Origin of the sequence: Streptomyces sp. NPDC003077 (assembly GCF_040611095.1) — a bacterium.
Classification (GTDB): domain Bacteria; phylum Actinomycetota; class Actinomycetes; order Streptomycetales; family Streptomycetaceae; genus Streptomyces.
Map to the genome: position 1 here is coordinate 38,232 of NZ_JBEXNM010000033.1, position 15,319 is coordinate 53,550.

Annotated in this window: 13 protein-coding genes and 1 pseudogene; 1 reads left to right on the forward strand and 13 read right to left on the reverse strand. The window is 71.9% G+C overall.

Features of this window, described 5'->3' with window-relative positions:
* Positions 1-638: 638 nt before the first annotated feature.
* From ABZX96_RS21845 to rpsB, 5 genes are all read right to left on the reverse strand, one after another.
* A complete protein-coding gene (locus tag ABZX96_RS21845) occupies positions 639-1,775 on the reverse strand; it encodes a phosphatidate cytidylyltransferase (RefSeq protein WP_355546868.1) in 1,137 nt (378 codons plus the stop codon).
* Positions 1,775-2,332, reverse strand: a complete 558-nt coding sequence (gene frr / locus ABZX96_RS21850) for a ribosome recycling factor (protein WP_355546870.1) — start codon at positions 2,330-2,332, stop codon at positions 1,775-1,777. The genes ABZX96_RS21845 and frr overlap by 1 nt, the downstream gene beginning before the upstream one ends.
* 174 nt (positions 2,333-2,506) lie before the next feature.
* Positions 2,507-3,280 (reverse strand): UMP kinase, encoded by a 774-nt coding sequence (gene pyrH, locus ABZX96_RS21855; RefSeq protein WP_355546872.1) that lies wholly within the window; start codon positions 3,278-3,280, stop codon positions 2,507-2,509.
* A 162-nt stretch (positions 3,281-3,442) separates the two neighbouring features.
* Positions 3,443-4,279, reverse strand: a complete 837-nt coding sequence (gene tsf / locus ABZX96_RS21860) for a translation elongation factor Ts (protein WP_355546874.1) — start codon at positions 4,277-4,279, stop codon at positions 3,443-3,445.
* A gap of 109 nt (positions 4,280-4,388) precedes the next feature.
* The gene (rpsB, locus tag ABZX96_RS21865) at positions 4,389-5,258 is read right to left on the reverse strand and encodes a 30S ribosomal protein S2 (RefSeq protein ID WP_355546876.1); all 870 of its coding nucleotides are present in this window, start codon (positions 5,256-5,258) and stop codon (positions 4,389-4,391) included.
* Between the two features lie 946 nt (positions 5,259-6,204).
* On the opposite strand from rpsB, the pseudogene ABZX96_RS21870 reads away from it, so the two are divergent.
* A pseudogene (locus tag ABZX96_RS21870) lies at positions 6,205-6,801 on the forward strand (M23 family metallopeptidase); the annotation flags it as partial.
* Positions 6,802-7,138: 337 nt separating this feature from the next.
* Here the strand turns inward: ABZX96_RS21870 and ABZX96_RS21875 are convergent.
* The 8 genes from ABZX96_RS21875 to lepB all read right to left on the reverse strand — a co-directional run bounded on the left by ABZX96_RS21875 (position 7,139) and on the right by lepB (position 15,144).
* Complete coding sequence (locus ABZX96_RS21875) at positions 7,139-7,678, reverse strand: TetR/AcrR family transcriptional regulator (protein WP_355546942.1); 540 nt, start codon at positions 7,676-7,678, stop codon at positions 7,139-7,141.
* 305 nt (positions 7,679-7,983) lie between these two features.
* Positions 7,984-8,820, reverse strand: a complete 837-nt coding sequence (gene whiG / locus ABZX96_RS21880; protein ID WP_355546878.1) for an RNA polymerase sigma factor WhiG — start codon at positions 8,818-8,820, stop codon at positions 7,984-7,986.
* Positions 8,821-9,203: 383 nt separating this feature from the next.
* A complete protein-coding gene (gene dprA, locus ABZX96_RS21885; RefSeq protein WP_355546880.1) occupies positions 9,204-10,358 on the reverse strand; it encodes a DNA-processing protein DprA in 1,155 nt (384 codons plus the stop codon).
* A 104-nt stretch (positions 10,359-10,462) separates the two neighbouring features.
* Entirely contained in the window at positions 10,463-12,067 is a 1,605-nt protein-coding gene (locus ABZX96_RS21890; RefSeq protein WP_355546882.1) for a YifB family Mg chelatase-like AAA ATPase, read from the reverse strand.
* Entirely contained in the window at positions 12,067-12,450 is a 384-nt protein-coding gene (locus ABZX96_RS21895; RefSeq protein ID WP_355546884.1) for a YraN family protein, read from the reverse strand. The genes ABZX96_RS21890 and ABZX96_RS21895 overlap by 1 nt, the downstream gene beginning before the upstream one ends.
* Before the next feature lie 834 nt (positions 12,451-13,284).
* Positions 13,285-13,593, reverse strand: coding sequence for a DUF2469 domain-containing protein (locus ABZX96_RS21900; protein WP_355546886.1), 309 nt, complete (start codon positions 13,591-13,593; stop codon positions 13,285-13,287).
* A 38-nt stretch (positions 13,594-13,631) separates the two neighbouring features.
* Positions 13,632-14,156: an NUDIX hydrolase gene (locus ABZX96_RS21905; protein ID WP_355546944.1), complete on the reverse strand. Its 525-nt coding sequence runs from the start codon at positions 14,154-14,156 to the stop codon at positions 13,632-13,634.
* 250 nt (positions 14,157-14,406) lie between these two features.
* Positions 14,407-15,144 (reverse strand): signal peptidase I, encoded by a 738-nt coding sequence (gene lepB, locus ABZX96_RS21910; protein WP_355546888.1) that lies wholly within the window; start codon positions 15,142-15,144, stop codon positions 14,407-14,409.
* Between the last annotated feature and the right edge of the window lie 175 nt (positions 15,145-15,319).

Here is a 15,319-nt window from a genome sequence, read left to right on the forward strand (position 1 = left end):
GGCTATTAGAGGTGCTCTAGTTACTAACGTGGGCGATGCCGCAAACCACATCACGCACCACTCGCCCCAGCTCCCATCCCGTCTGCCGTCGACCCACACACCGTGGAGCGGGCGTGATTCAGGGCGTCAAGGTGGAGCGCGCCACTGTACGAACGACCTTGACGCCCTGGGCCGCGACTGCTCGGCTCTGCCTGGGTCGATGGCAGACGGGATGGGAGTTCCCGCACCAGCCACTCACGGCCAGCACTCGCGGACGGCGCCCCCGCCATCCTGGAGCCTGAGCGCCCCCGCCGGAGGCACGTCCTTGGCCCGCGGGTGACTCCCTCGCTTCTGCCCGCTGCACATAGCGCGCCGCCGGGCGCGGCCAGCCGGGGCGCAGACAGGAGGCAGGCCGCGCCGCAGAGGCGGCGCGCGCCCGCGCCGCGCGCGGGCACTTGATGAAGTAGGGAAAGTCTTACCGCACTGCGGTCAGTCCTGCGTGATCACGCAGCTCGGCTCTCCGGCCGCTGGCCATGCTCCAGGTAAACGGGTGCAGGCATGGTTCTTCAAGTGTCGCAGACGCACGACGAGGGGCCTGCCGCCTCACGATGACAGACCCCTCACACCCGCGCCGGGACGCCGGCCCCGTTCCCGTGGCCTCAGCCCGACCCCACGAACACCACGAACAGCAGCCAGACCACCGGAGCGGTCGGCAGCAGGGAGTCGAGGCGGTCCATGATGCCGCCGTGACCGGGCAGCAGGGTGCCCATGTCCTTGATCCCCAGGTCCCGCTTGATCATGGATTCGCCGAGGTCGCCGAGCGTGGCGCTGACCGCGACCGCGAGCCCCAGCACCAGCCCCTGCCACCAGGCGCCGCCGTCGATCAGAAGCTGGACGGCCACCGCTCCGGCGACCATCGCGAAGAGCACCGCGCCGACCAGGCCCTCGCGGGTCTTGCCGGGGCTGATGCGCGGGGCGAGCTTGTGCTTGCCGAACCGCCAGCCGACCGCGTAGGCACCGGTGTCGCTGACGACGGTGAGCAGCAGGAAGATCAGCACCCGCTGCGGGCCGTCGTGCGCCGCCAGCATCAGGGCCACGAACGTGGCCAGGAAGGGGACGTAGAAGGCCGCGAACACCCCGGCCGTGACATCCCTCAGGTAGTTCTCGGGCGCGTCCGTCATCCGCCACACCAGGACGGCGAGCGCCGTCAGCGCCATCGCCACCCACGCGCCCTCGGCCCCGCGCACGTACCCGGCGACGACCATCGCCACGCCGCCGACGGCCAGCGGGACCAGCGGCACCTTGATGTCCTTGCGCTCCGACAGCCGCGAGGTCAGCTCCCACAGGCCGACGACCACCGCCACCGCCATCACGCCCACGAACAGGTGCTTGTAGACGAAGAGGGTCAGCAGGATGACCGCCCCGAGACCGACGCCCACCCCTATCGCCGCGCGCAGGTTGCGGCCCGCGCTCTTCTTCCGGGGCTTGCCGGGGTCCTGCGAGCGGTCGGGCCCGTGCGGAGTGGAAGGCATGGGCTCCTGCGGCTGGTCGTCGCGGAAGAGGGGGCCGCTCAGCCGAGCGGCCCCCCGGTCGTCCCGGTCGTCGTCCTGGTGTCCGCCCGCGTCGGGCACGATGGGCATGGGCCGAGTCTGCGCCGTGTCGGCCCAGTCCCGGACCAGACCCGCCGGAGCCGGAGCGACCTCCTCACGCAGTGCGGAGGAGGGCCCTTGGTCGGGTGGTCCCCAAGGGCCGGCGCTGCCGGTTCCGGGCGGGGCCCCCCAGGATGACTCGTTCATCAGACCTCGAGGAGCTCGGATTCCTTGTGCTTGAGGAGCTCGTCCACCTGCGCAACGTACTTCGCGGTGGTGTCGTCGAGCTCCTTCTCCGCGCGGCGCACCTCGTCCTCGCCGGACTCCTTGTCCTTGACGAGCTTGTCGAGGGTCTCCTTGGCCTTGCGGCGCACGCTGCGGATCGAGATCTTCGAGTCCTCGGCCTTGCCCTTGGCGACCTTGATGAACTCGCGGCGGCGCTCCTCGGTGAGCTCGGGGAACGTCACCCGGATGATGTTGCCGTCGTTGCTCGGGTTGACACCGAGGTCGGAGTCGCGGATCGCCTGCTCGATGTTGCGCAGCGCGCTCTTGTCGAACGGCGTCACCACGGCCATCCGCGGCTCGGGCACCGAGAACGACGCCAGCTGGTTGATCGGCGTCATGGCGCCGTAGTAGTCCGCCACGATCTTGTTGAACATCGCCGGGTGCGCACGCCCGGTGCGGATCGCGGCGAAGTCCTCCTTGGCGACCACGACGGCCTTCTCCATCTTCTCCTCGGCCTCGAGGAGGATCTCTTCGATCACCACTTGCTCCTGGTTTTTTCGGTAAGAAGCAGAGCCTCGCCCCTGCCGCGCGTCTTCTCCTGCACGGTGTCCGACCGGCAGGCCGTTGTCCATCCCCGTGCCGAGGTCAACCCACCGGCCCGGGGTTGCCGCCCGTACGTCAGTGCCCGTACGGCGATGCGGCGGTTGGGGCCGTCAGGCCCGGGTGCCCTGATCGCCGACGAGCGTGCCGATCTTCTCACCCTTCACCGCGCGGGCGATATTGCCCTCGGCGAGGAGTTCGAAGACGACGATCGGAAGCTTGTTGTCACGGCACAGGGTGATGGCGGTGGCATCGGCGATCTTCAGGTCGCGCGTGATGACCTCGCCGTATTCGAGGGCGTCGAACTTCACCGCGTCGGGGTTCTTCTTGGGGTCGGAGTCGTAGACACCGTCCACCCCGTTCTTGCCCATCAGCATGGCCTGCGCGTCGATCTCCAGGGCGCGCTGGGCCGCGGTGGTGTCGGTGGAGAAGTACGGCATCCCCATGCCCGCGCCGAAGATGACGACGCGTCCCTTCTCCAGGTGGCGCACGGCACGCAGCGGGATGTACGGCTCCGCGACCTGGCCCATGGTGATGGCCGTCTGGACGCGGGAGTCGATGCCCTCCTTCTCCAGGAAGTCCTGGAGGGCCAGGCAGTTCATCACCGTGCCGAGCATGCCCATGTAGTCGGACCGCGCCCGGTCCATGCCGCGCTGCTGGAGCTCGGCGCCGCGGAAGAAGTTGCCGCCGCCGATCACGATGGCGATCTCGTAACCGTCCCGGACCACCGCCGCGATCTCGCGGGCGATGGCGTGCACGACGTCCGGGTCCACCCCCAGACCGCCGCCGCCGGCGAACGCCTCGCCGGACAGCTTCAGCAGGAAGCGCCCCTTCCCGCCACTGTCGGCGTTGCAGCCTTTGTCCGAGCCGTCGGCACCGTGATTCATTGAGCTCTCCTCGTGCACATACGAAGAAGGCCATTGCCGGTGGGTCTTGTCAGATCCCTCTACGGCAATGGCCTCCTCGTCACATCTGCGGCCGGCCGGTGAGCGGCCGGCTGCGTACGACCCTAGCGGGGTCGCAGGTCATTCGCTGCCTTCGCGGCAGGCTCAGGCACCGACGCGGATGCGCGCGAAGCGCTTCAGCGTGACACCGGCCTCGTCCAGGACCTTCTGGACGGTCTTCTTGTTGTCCTTGGCGAACGGCTGCGCGAGCAGCGTGTTCTCCTTGAAGAAGCCGTTGACGCGGCCCTCGACGATCTTCGGCAGGGCGGCCTCGGGCTTGCCCTCCTCGCGGGAGGTGGCCTCGGCGACGCGACGCTCGTTCTCGACGATGTCGGCCGGGACGTCCTCGCGGGAGAGGTACTTCGGCGCGAACGCGGCGATGTGCTGCGCGACGTCCTTGGCGACCTCGGCGTTCTCCTTGTCCAGCTCGACCAGGACGCCGACCTGCGGCGGGAGGTCGGGCATGGTGCGGTGCATGTAGGCGGCCACGTAGCCACCGGAGAACTGGGCGAAGCGGTCCAGGACGATCTTCTCGCCGAGGGTCGCGTTGGCCTCGTCCACGTACGCCTGGACGGTCTTGCCGGCCTCGATCTCGGAGGCGAGCAGCGCCTCGATGTCGGCCGGGGCGGTCTTGGCGGCGTGCGCGGCCAGCGCGTTGGCGACGGCCAGGAACTTCTCACCCTTGGCGACGAAGTCCGTCTCGCACTTCAGCTCCAGCAGGACGCCGGAGGTCTTGTCGTCCGCGATCAGGGAGACGACGGCGCCGTTCTCGGCCGAGCGGCCCTCGCGCTTGGCGACGCCCTTCTGGCCCTTGACGCGGAGGATCTCGACGGCCTTCTCGACGTTGCCCTCGGCCTCGTCGAGCGCCTTCTTGCAGTCCATCATGCCGGCGCCGGTCAGCTCACGGAGCTTCTTGACGTCCGCGGCGGTGTAGTTCGCCATGATCTGTGAATCTCTTCTCGAAGTCTCGGAAGTCGGAAGATCTACGGTCCGACGGCGGGGGCGGCGTCCATGACGCCCTCCCCCGCCGTCGTCAACCGATCCTGAGGGGTCAGCCCTGCTCGGCGTCCGCGGCCGGCTTCTCGGCCTCGGCGGCGGGGGCCTCGACGGCGGCAGGGGCCTCGGCGGCCTGCTCGGCGTCCTTCTTCTCGCCCTCCAGCAGGTCGCGCTCCCACTCGGCCAGCGGCTCGCCGGCCTTCTCGCCCGGCTTCTGGTCACCGGTGGCGGCGCCGGAGCGGGCGATCAGGCCCTCGGCGACGGCGTCGGCGATCACGCGGGTGAGCAGCGTGACGGAGCGGATCGCGTCGTCGTTGCCCGGGATCTTGTAGTCGACCTCGTCCGGGTCGCAGTTGGTGTCGAGAATCGCGACGACCGGGATGTTCAGCTTGCGCGCCTCGCCGACGGCGATGTGCTCCTTCTTGGTGTCCACGATCCAGACGGCGCTGGGCACCTTCTGCATCTCGCGGATACCGCCGAGGGTCTTCTCCAGCTTCGCCTTCTCGCGGGAGAGGACGAGCAGCTCCTTCTTGGTCAGGCCGGAGGCGGCCACGTCCTCGAAGTCGATCTGCTCAAGCTCCTTGAGGCGCTGCAGACGCTTGTAGACGGTCGAGAAGTTGGTCAGCATGCCGCCGAGCCAGCGCTGGTTCACGTAGGGCATGCCCACGCGGGTGGCCTGCTCGGCGATGGCCTCCTGGGCCTGCTTCTTGGTGCCGACGAACATGACCGAGCCGCCGTGGGCGACGGTCTCCTTGACGAACTCGTAGGCGCGGTCGATGTACGACAGCGACTGGAGCAGGTCGATGATGTAGATGCCGTTGCGCTCGGTGAAGATGAAGCGCCGCATCTTCGGGTTCCAACGACGGGTCTGGTGCCCGAAGTGGACGCCGCTCTCCAGCAGCTCCCGCATCGTGACGACGGCCATGGCCGCTCTCCTCGTGTTACTCGGTTCCACCACGACCGGGCGGCCGTGGTGCCTGACGCCCCGGCGCGCCAGCCGGGGAAGGGACCGTGGGGAACCTTCCGGGGACCGAGGGGCGCGGCCACCGTGCTGCCCGAACGGGACTGCTGCACTGGTGGCGGGGCGTGCGAAGTCGACCCGGTGGCCCGGGTCGCCACAAGAAGTGTACGGGACCGCCGCAGCGCCGGACGACACGCGTCTTTCGGCCAGGTGGGGACGGGGGTGGGGTGGGCGGGGGCGATCTTTGTCGCGGGTGGGGTGGTGTGGGTGAACGCGGGCGCCTTGGTGGGGTGGGGTGGTTTCGCCGGGTGGGGGCGGGAGGGCTGGGGCGGGGCTTCGGCCTGGTGGGCGGTGGACCAGCCGGCTTCGGGGGGTGGCAAGCGGGACGGGGCGTGCGAGAAGACGCTTCGGGCCGATGGGCGCCGGGCCGGCCGGCTTCGGGGATGGCGAGCGGGACAGGCCGGTACGAGAACACGCTGCGGTCCGGTGGGAGACGACGGGCTGCTGTGTTCTCGGACACGGATTGCTGCGGGTGTGGCACAGGAGGGTGACGTCGTTGACCACAACCGGGCGGTTATCCACAGATACGGACCAAGATCCACGCGGACACGCCTGACTGCGCCACCGTCATGTCATGCGAGATCACAGCGAGCGCGGCAGGTGGACGCACATGCGGCCGGAGCGGAGGAGGGACACGCGGAGGGGCACGGGCCAAGACCCGGCCCCCGGAACAGGGCCCCAGCGAAAGCCGAGGGCATGGCAGAGGCGGTGGGGATGGCGGTGGGGATGCTGCCTGGTGATCTACGCGGTGATGATCTGCGGAGTCATCACCATGCCGACCGGAGCGGCGGGCGCCACGACGCCCAGGGCCGAGCTCCGGTCGAGGGGGGCGGTGGAGGCGAGGGCGGGGATGGGGGCAGGGGAGGCGGGGGTGGGGGGAGGGGGAGGGGCGGGGGCCCCGGTCCCCTTGGGGCCCCACACCGCGACACCCCCCGCACCAACCACCCCACCCGCCCGCTCCTGGCCCGTAACCGGGCCGGCCGGGGCGCGGCCGTTGGTCGTGCGGGGTTGGCAGCCGCCGCCGTCCCCGTGGGCCGCGGGGCACCGCGGCGTGGATCTGGCCGCTCCGGCGGGCGCGCCGGTGCGGTCCGCGGCCCCCGGCCGGGTCGCCTTCGCCGGCGAGGTCGCCGGCCGCGGCGTCCTGTCGATCGAGCTGGCAGCGGGAGAACAGCAGCGGCCTCGCCCGGGAAGCGGATCCGCCACCGACCGCCCGCCCCTGCGGATCACCTACGAACCCGTGCGCGCGACCGTCCGCAAGGGGGACCGGGTCGCCGCCGGCCAACCGGTCGCCCTCCTCGGCCCGGGCCCGTATCACTGCCGCGGCCCCTGTCTCCACTGGGGACTGCTGCGGGGACGGACCTACCTCGACCCGCTGTCCCTCCTCCCGGCTTCCCTGCTGCGCGGCGGCCCCTCGCGCCTGCTCCCGGTCTTCGGCGTGCCCCTGCCACCGACCGGCGCCACGGTCGTCCCCGCCCGCCGGTCTCCGGCCCCGGCCGCCTCCGCCACACGGACGGGTCTGGGCCTCGCCTACGCGGCGGCCCTGGCCGCTGTCGCCCTCTGGGCCTTCGGGCGCCTGCGCGGGCAGCGCGCCGCGCCGCTGCCGGATCCTTCCGGGGGCACACATCCGCGCATGTCGTGCCCGCCCCGCGCTCGTCGCCGCCAGGGCGGCCGGGCACGGAGGACGAGCAGATCGCACGGCCACAAGAGGCGGGAACCCGCCGAGGTGACGCACCCCAGGGGGAAAGCGGCCGGGGTCGGCTACCGGGAAGGGCGCGCCGTCCGGCTCAGCCGCGTACGCCTCGCAGCGCCATGGCGACGGCCGCCTCGGTGATCTCGTCCGGGTCCTCGGCCGCGCCGAGCTCGATCCGCCGGACCGCGGCGTCCACGACGCCTTGGAGCAGCATGGCGACCAACCTGGGCTGTTCGTGGCCCAGGGCGCCGAGCGCTTCCACGATCATGGCGATCAGGCCGCCGTGGGCCGCCCGGATCTTCTCGCGGGCGCCCGCGTCCAGCTCTCCCGCGGAGATGGCGACGACGGCCCGGTGGCGGCGGTCACCGACCAGTGCAAGCTGCCGCCGCACATACGCCTCGACCTTCTCCTCCGGGGTGGTGACCCGTTCCATGGCCGCCTCGACCTCCGCCGCCCAGACGGGGAAGTCGACGGCGCACAGTTCCTCGACCACGGCCGCGCGGGAGCGGAAGTACTCGTAGACGGAGGAGCGCGCGAGACCGGTGCGCTCGGCGAGGGCGGGGAAGGTCAAGGCTTCCGTACCGCCCTCGGACAGCAGGGAGCGGGCGGCGTCCAAGAGGGCGCCACGCTGCATCGTCCGGTGCTCGGCCACGGAGGCCGCTCGAATCCTGGGCACGGCACCACTTTACGGATGGCCCCTCCGGACCGGCACTCCGCATCGTGCCGCAGATGGGCGAGTGCGCCCGACGGGGCGGGTCGCGCGTGCTCGTGGCCGCGGCCATCGCCGCCCTCTCCGGGAGGTGGGCGCGTCGAAGATCACATACGCGGGGAGCGGCGACGGGATGCCAGGCATGCGGCGCCGGGATCACGCCCGAGCGCCCGGCACAGCCGGACGCCCCTCGGTCGGCGGCCGACGTCGGCGAGCTTGCCGCCCCGCCGTCAGCGGCCGACGTCGGCGAGCTTGGCGCGGAGCTGGAGGACGGACTTGGTGTGGATCTGGCTGACCCGGCTCTCGGTCACGCCCAGGACGTTGCCGATCTCGGCGAGGGTCAGGCCCTCGTAGTAGTAGAGGGTCACGACGGTCTTCTCCCGCTCGGGGAGGGTGTTGATGGCGCGGGCGAGCAACCGTCGCAGTTCGCGGTCCTCGGCGACCTCGACGGGGTTGTCCGCGGCCGTGTCCTCCAGGGTGTCGACCAGGCTCAGCCGGTCGCCGCCCTCGCCGCCGACGTGCAGCAGCTCTTCCAGGGCCACCACGTTCGCCAGCGACAACTGGCTGAACACCCCGTGCAGTTCCTCCAGCGGGATGCCCATCTCCGCGGCGACCTCGGCTTCGGAGGGGGTGCGCCGCAATTGCGCTTCGAGCGTGGCGTAGGCGCGCTCGACCGCGCGGGCCTTCTGGCGTACGGATCGGGGGATCCAGTCGAGGGCGCGCAGCTCGTCGATCATCGCGCCCCGGATGCGGGTGATCGCGTAGGTCTCGAACTTGATCGAGCGCTCGGGTTCGAACTTTTCGATGGCGTCGATCAGCCCGAACACCCCCGAGGAGACGAAGTCGGCCTGCTCGACGTTGGGCGGCAGCCCGACGCTGACCCGGCCGGCGACGTACTTCACCAGCGGCGAGTAGTGCAGGATCAACTGCTCCCGCAACCGCCCGTCGCCCGATGCCTTGTAGGAGCTCCAGAGTTCCTCAAGCGAGGTGGGCGCGGTGGGGCGCACGCTGGCGCGCGCGGCGGGGGGTGCCGTCGCGCGGTCAGACCCGGAAGTGTGCTGGGGCATGCGTCGCCTTGAGCCGTTCTGCCGAGACGTTCGTGAATACGTGCGTGGGGGGCGGATTTCTTGTGAGCGTAGCGTGACTGCGGCGTCGCTGTGTGCGATGTCGAGTGGTTCGAGTGTGCGCAGATACGTTCCGCTAAGCGCACCACCGGGTTACGGGAGCCGACATCTGTCCACCCTTGTGGGGTGCTCACGCGTCCCGGGGTGACGCCGGATGCTCACGGCTTCGCCGTGATCCGGACCGTTTGCGGCCAGGGCAGGACGTTCAGCCGAGGCACCACATCACCGTCTCCCCCGTCTCCCGACAGACCGGCCTCATGGCTCGAAGCACGGCAAACCTGGATTCTGCGGTCATTCTCCTCACCCTGTCACCCGTTCGCCCCAGGTCAAGGACCGCCTCGCCGGGAACCCGCCGGGGCCTCGACGGGCCGCGTCAACTCCCATCCCGCGCCGCGTCTTTGTACGAACCCGAGCGACTGCAGCTCGACGAGCTTGCTCCTGGTCACATCACCCCCCGCCCCCGCCTCCCGCGCCACCCACCGCGCGTCCGCGACGCCCCGTGCGGGCAGTGCGTCGAGCACCCGGGCGGCCACCGGGTCCAGCAGGTCCCGCGCGAGCACCGGGATCCGCCGCTCGGGCGCCAGTTCGCCGATGTCGCCGACCAGTTCCACCACCTCGGCGGCGTCCGTGACGACCACTCCCCCACCGCGCAGGAGTTGGTGGACCCCCTCGGAGAGGCCGCTGGTCACCGGCCCCGGAACGCCCATCGTGTGACGGCCCAGTTCCATGGCCCGGCGCGCGGTGACCAGGGAGCCGCTGCGCAGTTCGGCCTCCACCACGACCGTGCCCCTGGTCAGAGCCGCGATCACACGGTTGCGGAGCACGAAGCGGCTGCGGGTCGGATGGCCGCCCGGCGGCAACTCCGCGAGAACGAGCCCCTGTTCCGCCATGCGGGCGATCAACTGGGTGTGGGCGCGCGGGTAGGGCTGGTCGACGCCGCAGGCGAGAACGCCGACGGTCGCGCCCTCCGCGGCCAGTGCGCCTCTGTGCGCGGCACCGTCGATGCCCGCCGCGGCTCCGGAGACCACCGTCCAGCCGAGGTCGGCGAGCCCCGCGCCCAGTCCGGTCGCCACGTGGGCGCCGTAGTCCGTACAGGCCCGCGCGCCGACCACGGCGACGGAGCGGAGCGCCCACAACCGCAGGTGCGCCTGTCCGCGCACCCACAGCCCGATCGGTCTGCCGTCTCCGAGACCGTCCAGCTGGCCCGGCCACTCCTCGTCGCCGGGGCAGACGAACCGTCCGCCGAGCGCGTCGACGGTGGCCAGGTCCGCCGCCCCGTCCACCCCGGCCGCGCGCAGACGCAGGCCCGCCAGCTTCCGTGCGCCACTCCCCGGCGGCGCGGCCGCCGTGCCGGTCAGGGCGTCCAGGAGCGCCACCGGCCCGATCTCCCGGAGCCACCGGCCGGCCGTCTCGTCCCCCGGCTCGATGACGCGGGTCAGCGCGGCCCGGGCCCGCCGTTCCTCTTCGGTCACGCCGCTCATGCGTCGGTCCTCCGTGGCTGTCCGTGTCTCCTCATGTCCGTTTCTCGTCCCTTCCCTGCGCTCAACGCAGCCCCGCCCAGACCAAGGCACCGCACGTCACCGCCTCACCTGGCGTTCATCGCCGACACCCCCCGCCTGATCCCCGTGCGCAGCTCAAGGGCCCAGGCGACGTCCTGTTCGGTGGGGCGGTCGTGGCCGGCCAGGTCGGCGACCGTCCAGGCGACGCGCAGCACCCGGTCCAGGCCCCGGGCCGTGAGCAGGCCGTTCTCCAGGTCGCGTTCGGCCTGCCGCAGCGCGCTCGTCGCGACCTGCCACCGGGTCCGGAGTTCGTGGCCCGGTACCTCGCTGTTGGTGCGCCACGGCGTCCCGGCGAACCGGTCCGCGGCCCGCTCGCGGGCGGCCCGAACCCGCTCCGCCACGGTGGCCGTGGTCTCGGCGTCCTTCCCCAGGGCGAGCAGTTCGCGGCGGCCCACCGGCTCGACGGCCACCCGGAGGTCGATCCGGTCCATCAGCGGCCCGGAGAGCCGGGCCCGGTACCGTCTGACCGTCGAGGGGCGGCACTCGCAGTCCCCTCCACTCGTCCCGTGCCGGCCGCACGGGCAGGGGTTCGCGGCCAGGACGAGTACGAATCTGGCCGGCATCCGCATCATTCCCGCCGCCCGCGCGACGATCACGTGCCCGGATTCCAGCGGCTGGCGGAGCGCGTCCAGCACCTTCGGGCTGCACTCGGCCGCCTCGTCCACGAACAGGACGCCGTGGTGGGCCATGGACACCGCGCCGGGGCGGGGCAGTCCGGTGCCGCCGCCCACCAGGGAGGCCATCGTCGCGGAATGGTGCGGCGCGCAGTACGGCGGTCGGTCCACGAGGGGCTGGCCGGGCGGCAGCGTCCCGGCCACCGAATGGACCGCGGTGACTTCCAGCGCCTCCTTCGGGGAGAGCGGGGGCAGCAGTCCCGGCAGCCGCTCGGCGAGCATGGTCTTGCCCGCCCCCGGAGGGCCCGTGAAGAAGACGTGGTGGCGTCCGGCCGCCGCCACCTCCAGCGCCCGGCGCGCCTCGGGCTGCCCGGCGACGTCCGCCAGGTCGGGCACCCGGTCCGGCGCCCACTGGCCGGCTCCCACGCCCGCCCCCGGTACGGCCAGCCCCGCCAGGAGCGCGTCGGGACGGCCGTCCGCGGCGGGCTCCTCCTCCGGGACCGGTTCGTCCGTCAGGACCGCGATGAGCTGCCGCAGGCTCCGTACGCCGAGCACGGAGACGCCCGGCACCAGTGACGCCTCGGCGGCGGTCTGCTCCGGGACGACCACCTGGCGGTATCCCGCGTCGGCGGCGGCCAGTACGGCGGGGAGCACGCCGCGCACCGGCCGCACCCGGCCGTCCAGCCCCAGCTCACCGATGATGACGAGGTCGGTGAGTTCCCTCGGGTCGATGCGCCCGGCGGCGCCGAGGACGGCCGCGGCCACGGCGAGGTCGAAACCGCTGCCCCCTTTGGGCACCGAGGCCGGGCTGAGTCCCACGGTGAGCTTCTTCTGCGGCCACTCGGCGCCCGAATTCGCCACCGCCGCCCGCACCCTGTCCCGTGCCTCGACCAGGCTCTTGTCGGGCAGCCCGACCAAGGTGAACGCGGCCACGCCCGGTTCCAGGTCCGCCTGTACCTCCACCACCACTCCGTCGACCCCGACCAGCGCGACCGAGCACGTACGGGCGAATCCCATCAGGCCACCCCGCGGACGTGCTCCAGGACCGGGGCGCCCCGGCGCGGCAGCAGCACACCCACCACGTCGATGCGGACGCCGCCGGGCGGCGGACCGCCGTTGCGCTCCAGCCAGCGTTCGGCCAGCAGGCGCAGCCGGGCGGCCTTCTCTGCGCGCACCGCTGCCATCGGATGCTCGTACGAGCTCGCGCGGCGGGTCTTGACCTCGCAGACGACGAGGGCGTCCCCGTCCGCGGCAACGATGTCGATCTCGCCCTCGCGGCACCGCCAGTTGCGGTCCAGGATCCTCATGCCGGACGCGATCAGCCTCCGGGCCGCCAGATCCTCCCCGTAGCGGCCGATCGCCCGCCTGGCCGCGGCGGGGCGCGGGCCGGACGTCTTCACGGTGTGTCCGGCGGGCGTCACCCTGGCGGCGAGGCCGGTACCTACCGCGGCGTGCCCGCTCCCCGCTGGGGCGGGCCCAGTCTCCACAGCGGGCCGGTCGTCCCCCGCCCCGAAGCCCCGGGAACCCTCACCAAGACCGCCCGGCACCGATCCGCGCCCGGCACCCGCGCCCGGCCGCCCCGCACCGCAACCGGCCTCCGCCCCGAGCGGGCCCTGAACCTCCACTCCATCCCCGGCAGCGACCGTCTCGTCCGGCTCCCGGCCGGCATGCCACCTGCCCACTCCCCGTACGACACGGCCGACCGGCGCGCTTCGCCCCGCCCTCCCCGCTCCGCGAGCGGCATCCCGGTCCCCCCGCGCGGGCAACCCGCGTCCGGCTTGCATGACGTTCATGCGGCACCACCTCCGGCACCGACTCTGACGTCTCCGCCCGCAACTTTTGGATCTTGGTGGACAACCGACGGACTGTGGACAACTCCGTCACCCGGACCAGTGACCTACGCCCGCGGCCATGTCCCATGAACCCCGCCGGACATTACGAGTCCCCACCGCACCTCACGACCGCCGCACCACACCCGGCGTTCCCGGCGCACACGCAGCAGTCGTCTCCCCAGCCACACACGCAGGACGGCAGCCTCCGTCACACACAACGGCAGACCCCGTCAGACCGCGTCCGGCGCTCTCGTCTCACTCGCCTAGCTGGGCACTCCTGCCTCATGCACCACAGCCGACCCCCGGCCATCCACACGATGACGAATGAGAGAGGGGCCACGCTGCGAACAGCCCAGCCCCGCGATCCCCCGGCCGGCCACGGCACCACCGCCGCCCCGGCGATCAGCTCCCCGGTACGTCGAGGTCGCTCTTGTTGAGCTCCTCGATGTTCACGTCCTTGAACGTGAGCACGCGCACCTGCTTCACGAAGCGGGCCGGGCGGTACATGTCCCAGACCCACGCGTCCGCCATCGACACCTCGAAGAAGACCTCACCCTGGACGGAGTGCACCTGCATCTCATAGTCGTTCGTGAGGTAGAAGCGACGCTCGGTCTCGATCACGTATTTGAACAGCCCGACGACGTCGCGGTACTCCCGGTAGAGCTTCAGCTCCATCTCGGTCTCGTACTTTTCGAGGTCCTCGGCGCTCATGGCAGATCCCCTTCAGCCGTGCGTCCCCCTATTGTGCGTCAGACGCTCTCGGTCTCCAGGACCACCGGCGCACTAGGGGGCCCGTCGTCGAGCAGTGTGCGCAGCAACTCGGCGAGTCTCGTCGGGTACACCGTCTCATGGGACGCGGAGAGTTCTTCCAGGGTCCACCACCTCAGGCCCGAGACACTGCGCCGTTCCTGCTCCGTGTGCCCCGAGGTGACCGTGTCAGTCCGGTTTGTCCGTGCCAGGTAGTACCACTCGTCCTGGTCCCAGTACCGTCCGTCGAACGGGAACGAGCAGCGCCGCCGCCACAGCACCGGGCCCAGCTCGACGCCGGTGATACCGGTCTCCTCGGCCAGTTCCCGCAGGGCCGCCTCCTCGCGGCTCTCCGCGCCCTCCAGCCCGCCGCCGGGCGTGAACCACCAGGTGCTGGCGGGGTCGGCGGGTTCGAAGCCGTGCAGCAGCAGAACGCGGTCCCGGGCGTCCAGGAGGACGACCCGCGAGACCTGCCGCACCACCACCTCCGCGGCCCCGGCTCCTGCCTCGCCTGCGGACCCGACGATGTCGTCCGTCACTTCGTCCTCATCTCCCGCACCCTACGACCCGCACGACCCGCCTTTCCCAGCCGCTTCGAGCCCCGGCCACCACCCACGACACAGCCCACGGCACGTCCGGCCATCATCACCCACCGGCCGTGCCACTCCCCGCGCGCAAAGCGCCACTCCCCGTACCTGAAGCACAGCTCCCCATACGCGAAGCACGCCCCCCACCGAAGCACGGTCCCACCGATGCACCCACCACCCCGCCATCCTCTCAGCCCGCCGGCCGCCGCCTCCCCCGCAGCCGGGCCAGGGGCCCGTACGCGGCACCGCCCAGGATCAGGACCGCGCCCGCGATCACCGCGACCGTGATGACCCGCAGCGGCCCGGGCTCGGAAGTGCCGCCGGGCAGCCCCGCGAACCCAGTAGGGCGCTCCATCATGCCCATCCGGCTCAGCGGCCAGGCCAGCGCGTCCACCCGGGCGTCCACGGCGCTGCGCGGTATGGAGCCGTGGCCGCCGTCCGCCAGGTGCGACCGGGAGTCGACGGAGTCGAAGCGGTGGTCGCCGAGCAGGAAGATCTGGCCGGCCGGAACCGTGGCGCTGAAGGGGGTCGGCGAGGCCGGGCCGCCACCCGGCACGTAGGGCTCTTCGACGGGCTTGCCGTCGACCGTCAGGCGACCGTCCTTGGTGCAACAGGCCACCTTGTCGCCGCCCACCCCGATCACCCGCTTCATCATGGGCCCGTCGCCCCATACGGCGTCCCGGAAGACCACGATGTCGCCGCGCCGCACGTCGGCGCCGTTCACCTGCTCGGCCAGAACCCGGTCGCCGACGGCGATCGTCGGCGCCATCGAATCGGTCGGCACCGCGTACGGGCGGTAGACCAGCGCGCCCCACACGAACCCGCCCAGGAACAGCACACAGCCGACGGCCACGGCCAGGCCGGAGAGCAGATGCCCCGCGGTCCGGCCGTGGCCGTCGTCCGCACGTCGTTTGTCGCCGCCGCTCATCCCCGCTCCCGCCCCGCGGGACGCACCCGCGTTCGAAGATCTGGGACGGCACCCTATCGGCGGGGCACGCGCAGGTCAGCCCTCACGGCACACCCGTCACCAGAGCGGCGAACCCCGGCCACGAGGGCTCCTCGCGATGCCGTCGCGGCTCCTGCGCGAACCGGGGCCCGGGGCC

Excerpts from the sequence above, each read along its gene's own strand:
- ABZX96_RS21845 (WP_355546868.1), bottom strand. The coding sequence starts at position 1,775 with ATGAACGAGTCATCCTGGGGGGCCCCGCCCGGAACCGGCAGCGCCGGC.
- pyrH (WP_355546872.1), bottom strand. The coding sequence starts at position 3,280 with ATGAATCACGGTGCCGACGGCTCGGACAAAGGCTGCAACGCCGACAGT.
- tsf (WP_355546874.1), bottom strand. The coding sequence starts at position 4,279 with ATGGCGAACTACACCGCCGCGGACGTCAAGAAGCTCCGTGAGCTGACC.
- rpsB (WP_355546876.1), bottom strand. The coding sequence starts at position 5,258 with ATGGCCGTCGTCACGATGCGGGAGCTGCTGGAGAGCGGCGTCCACTTC.
- ABZX96_RS21875 (WP_355546942.1), bottom strand. The coding sequence starts at position 7,678 with ATGCAGCGTGGCGCCCTCTTGGACGCCGCCCGCTCCCTGCTGTCCGAG.
- whiG (WP_355546878.1), bottom strand. The coding sequence starts at position 8,820 with ATGCCCCAGCACACTTCCGGGTCTGACCGCGCGACGGCACCCCCCGCC.
- dprA (WP_355546880.1), bottom strand. The coding sequence starts at position 10,358 with ATGAGCGGCGTGACCGAAGAGGAACGGCGGGCCCGGGCCGCGCTGACC.
- ABZX96_RS21890 (WP_355546882.1), bottom strand. The coding sequence starts at position 12,067 with ATGGGATTCGCCCGTACGTGCTCGGTCGCGCTGGTCGGGGTCGACGGA.
- ABZX96_RS21900 (WP_355546886.1), bottom strand. The coding sequence starts at position 13,593 with ATGAGCGCCGAGGACCTCGAAAAGTACGAGACCGAGATGGAGCTGAAG.
- lepB (WP_355546888.1), bottom strand. The coding sequence starts at position 15,144 with ATGAGCGGCGGCGACAAACGACGTGCGGACGACGGCCACGGCCGGACC.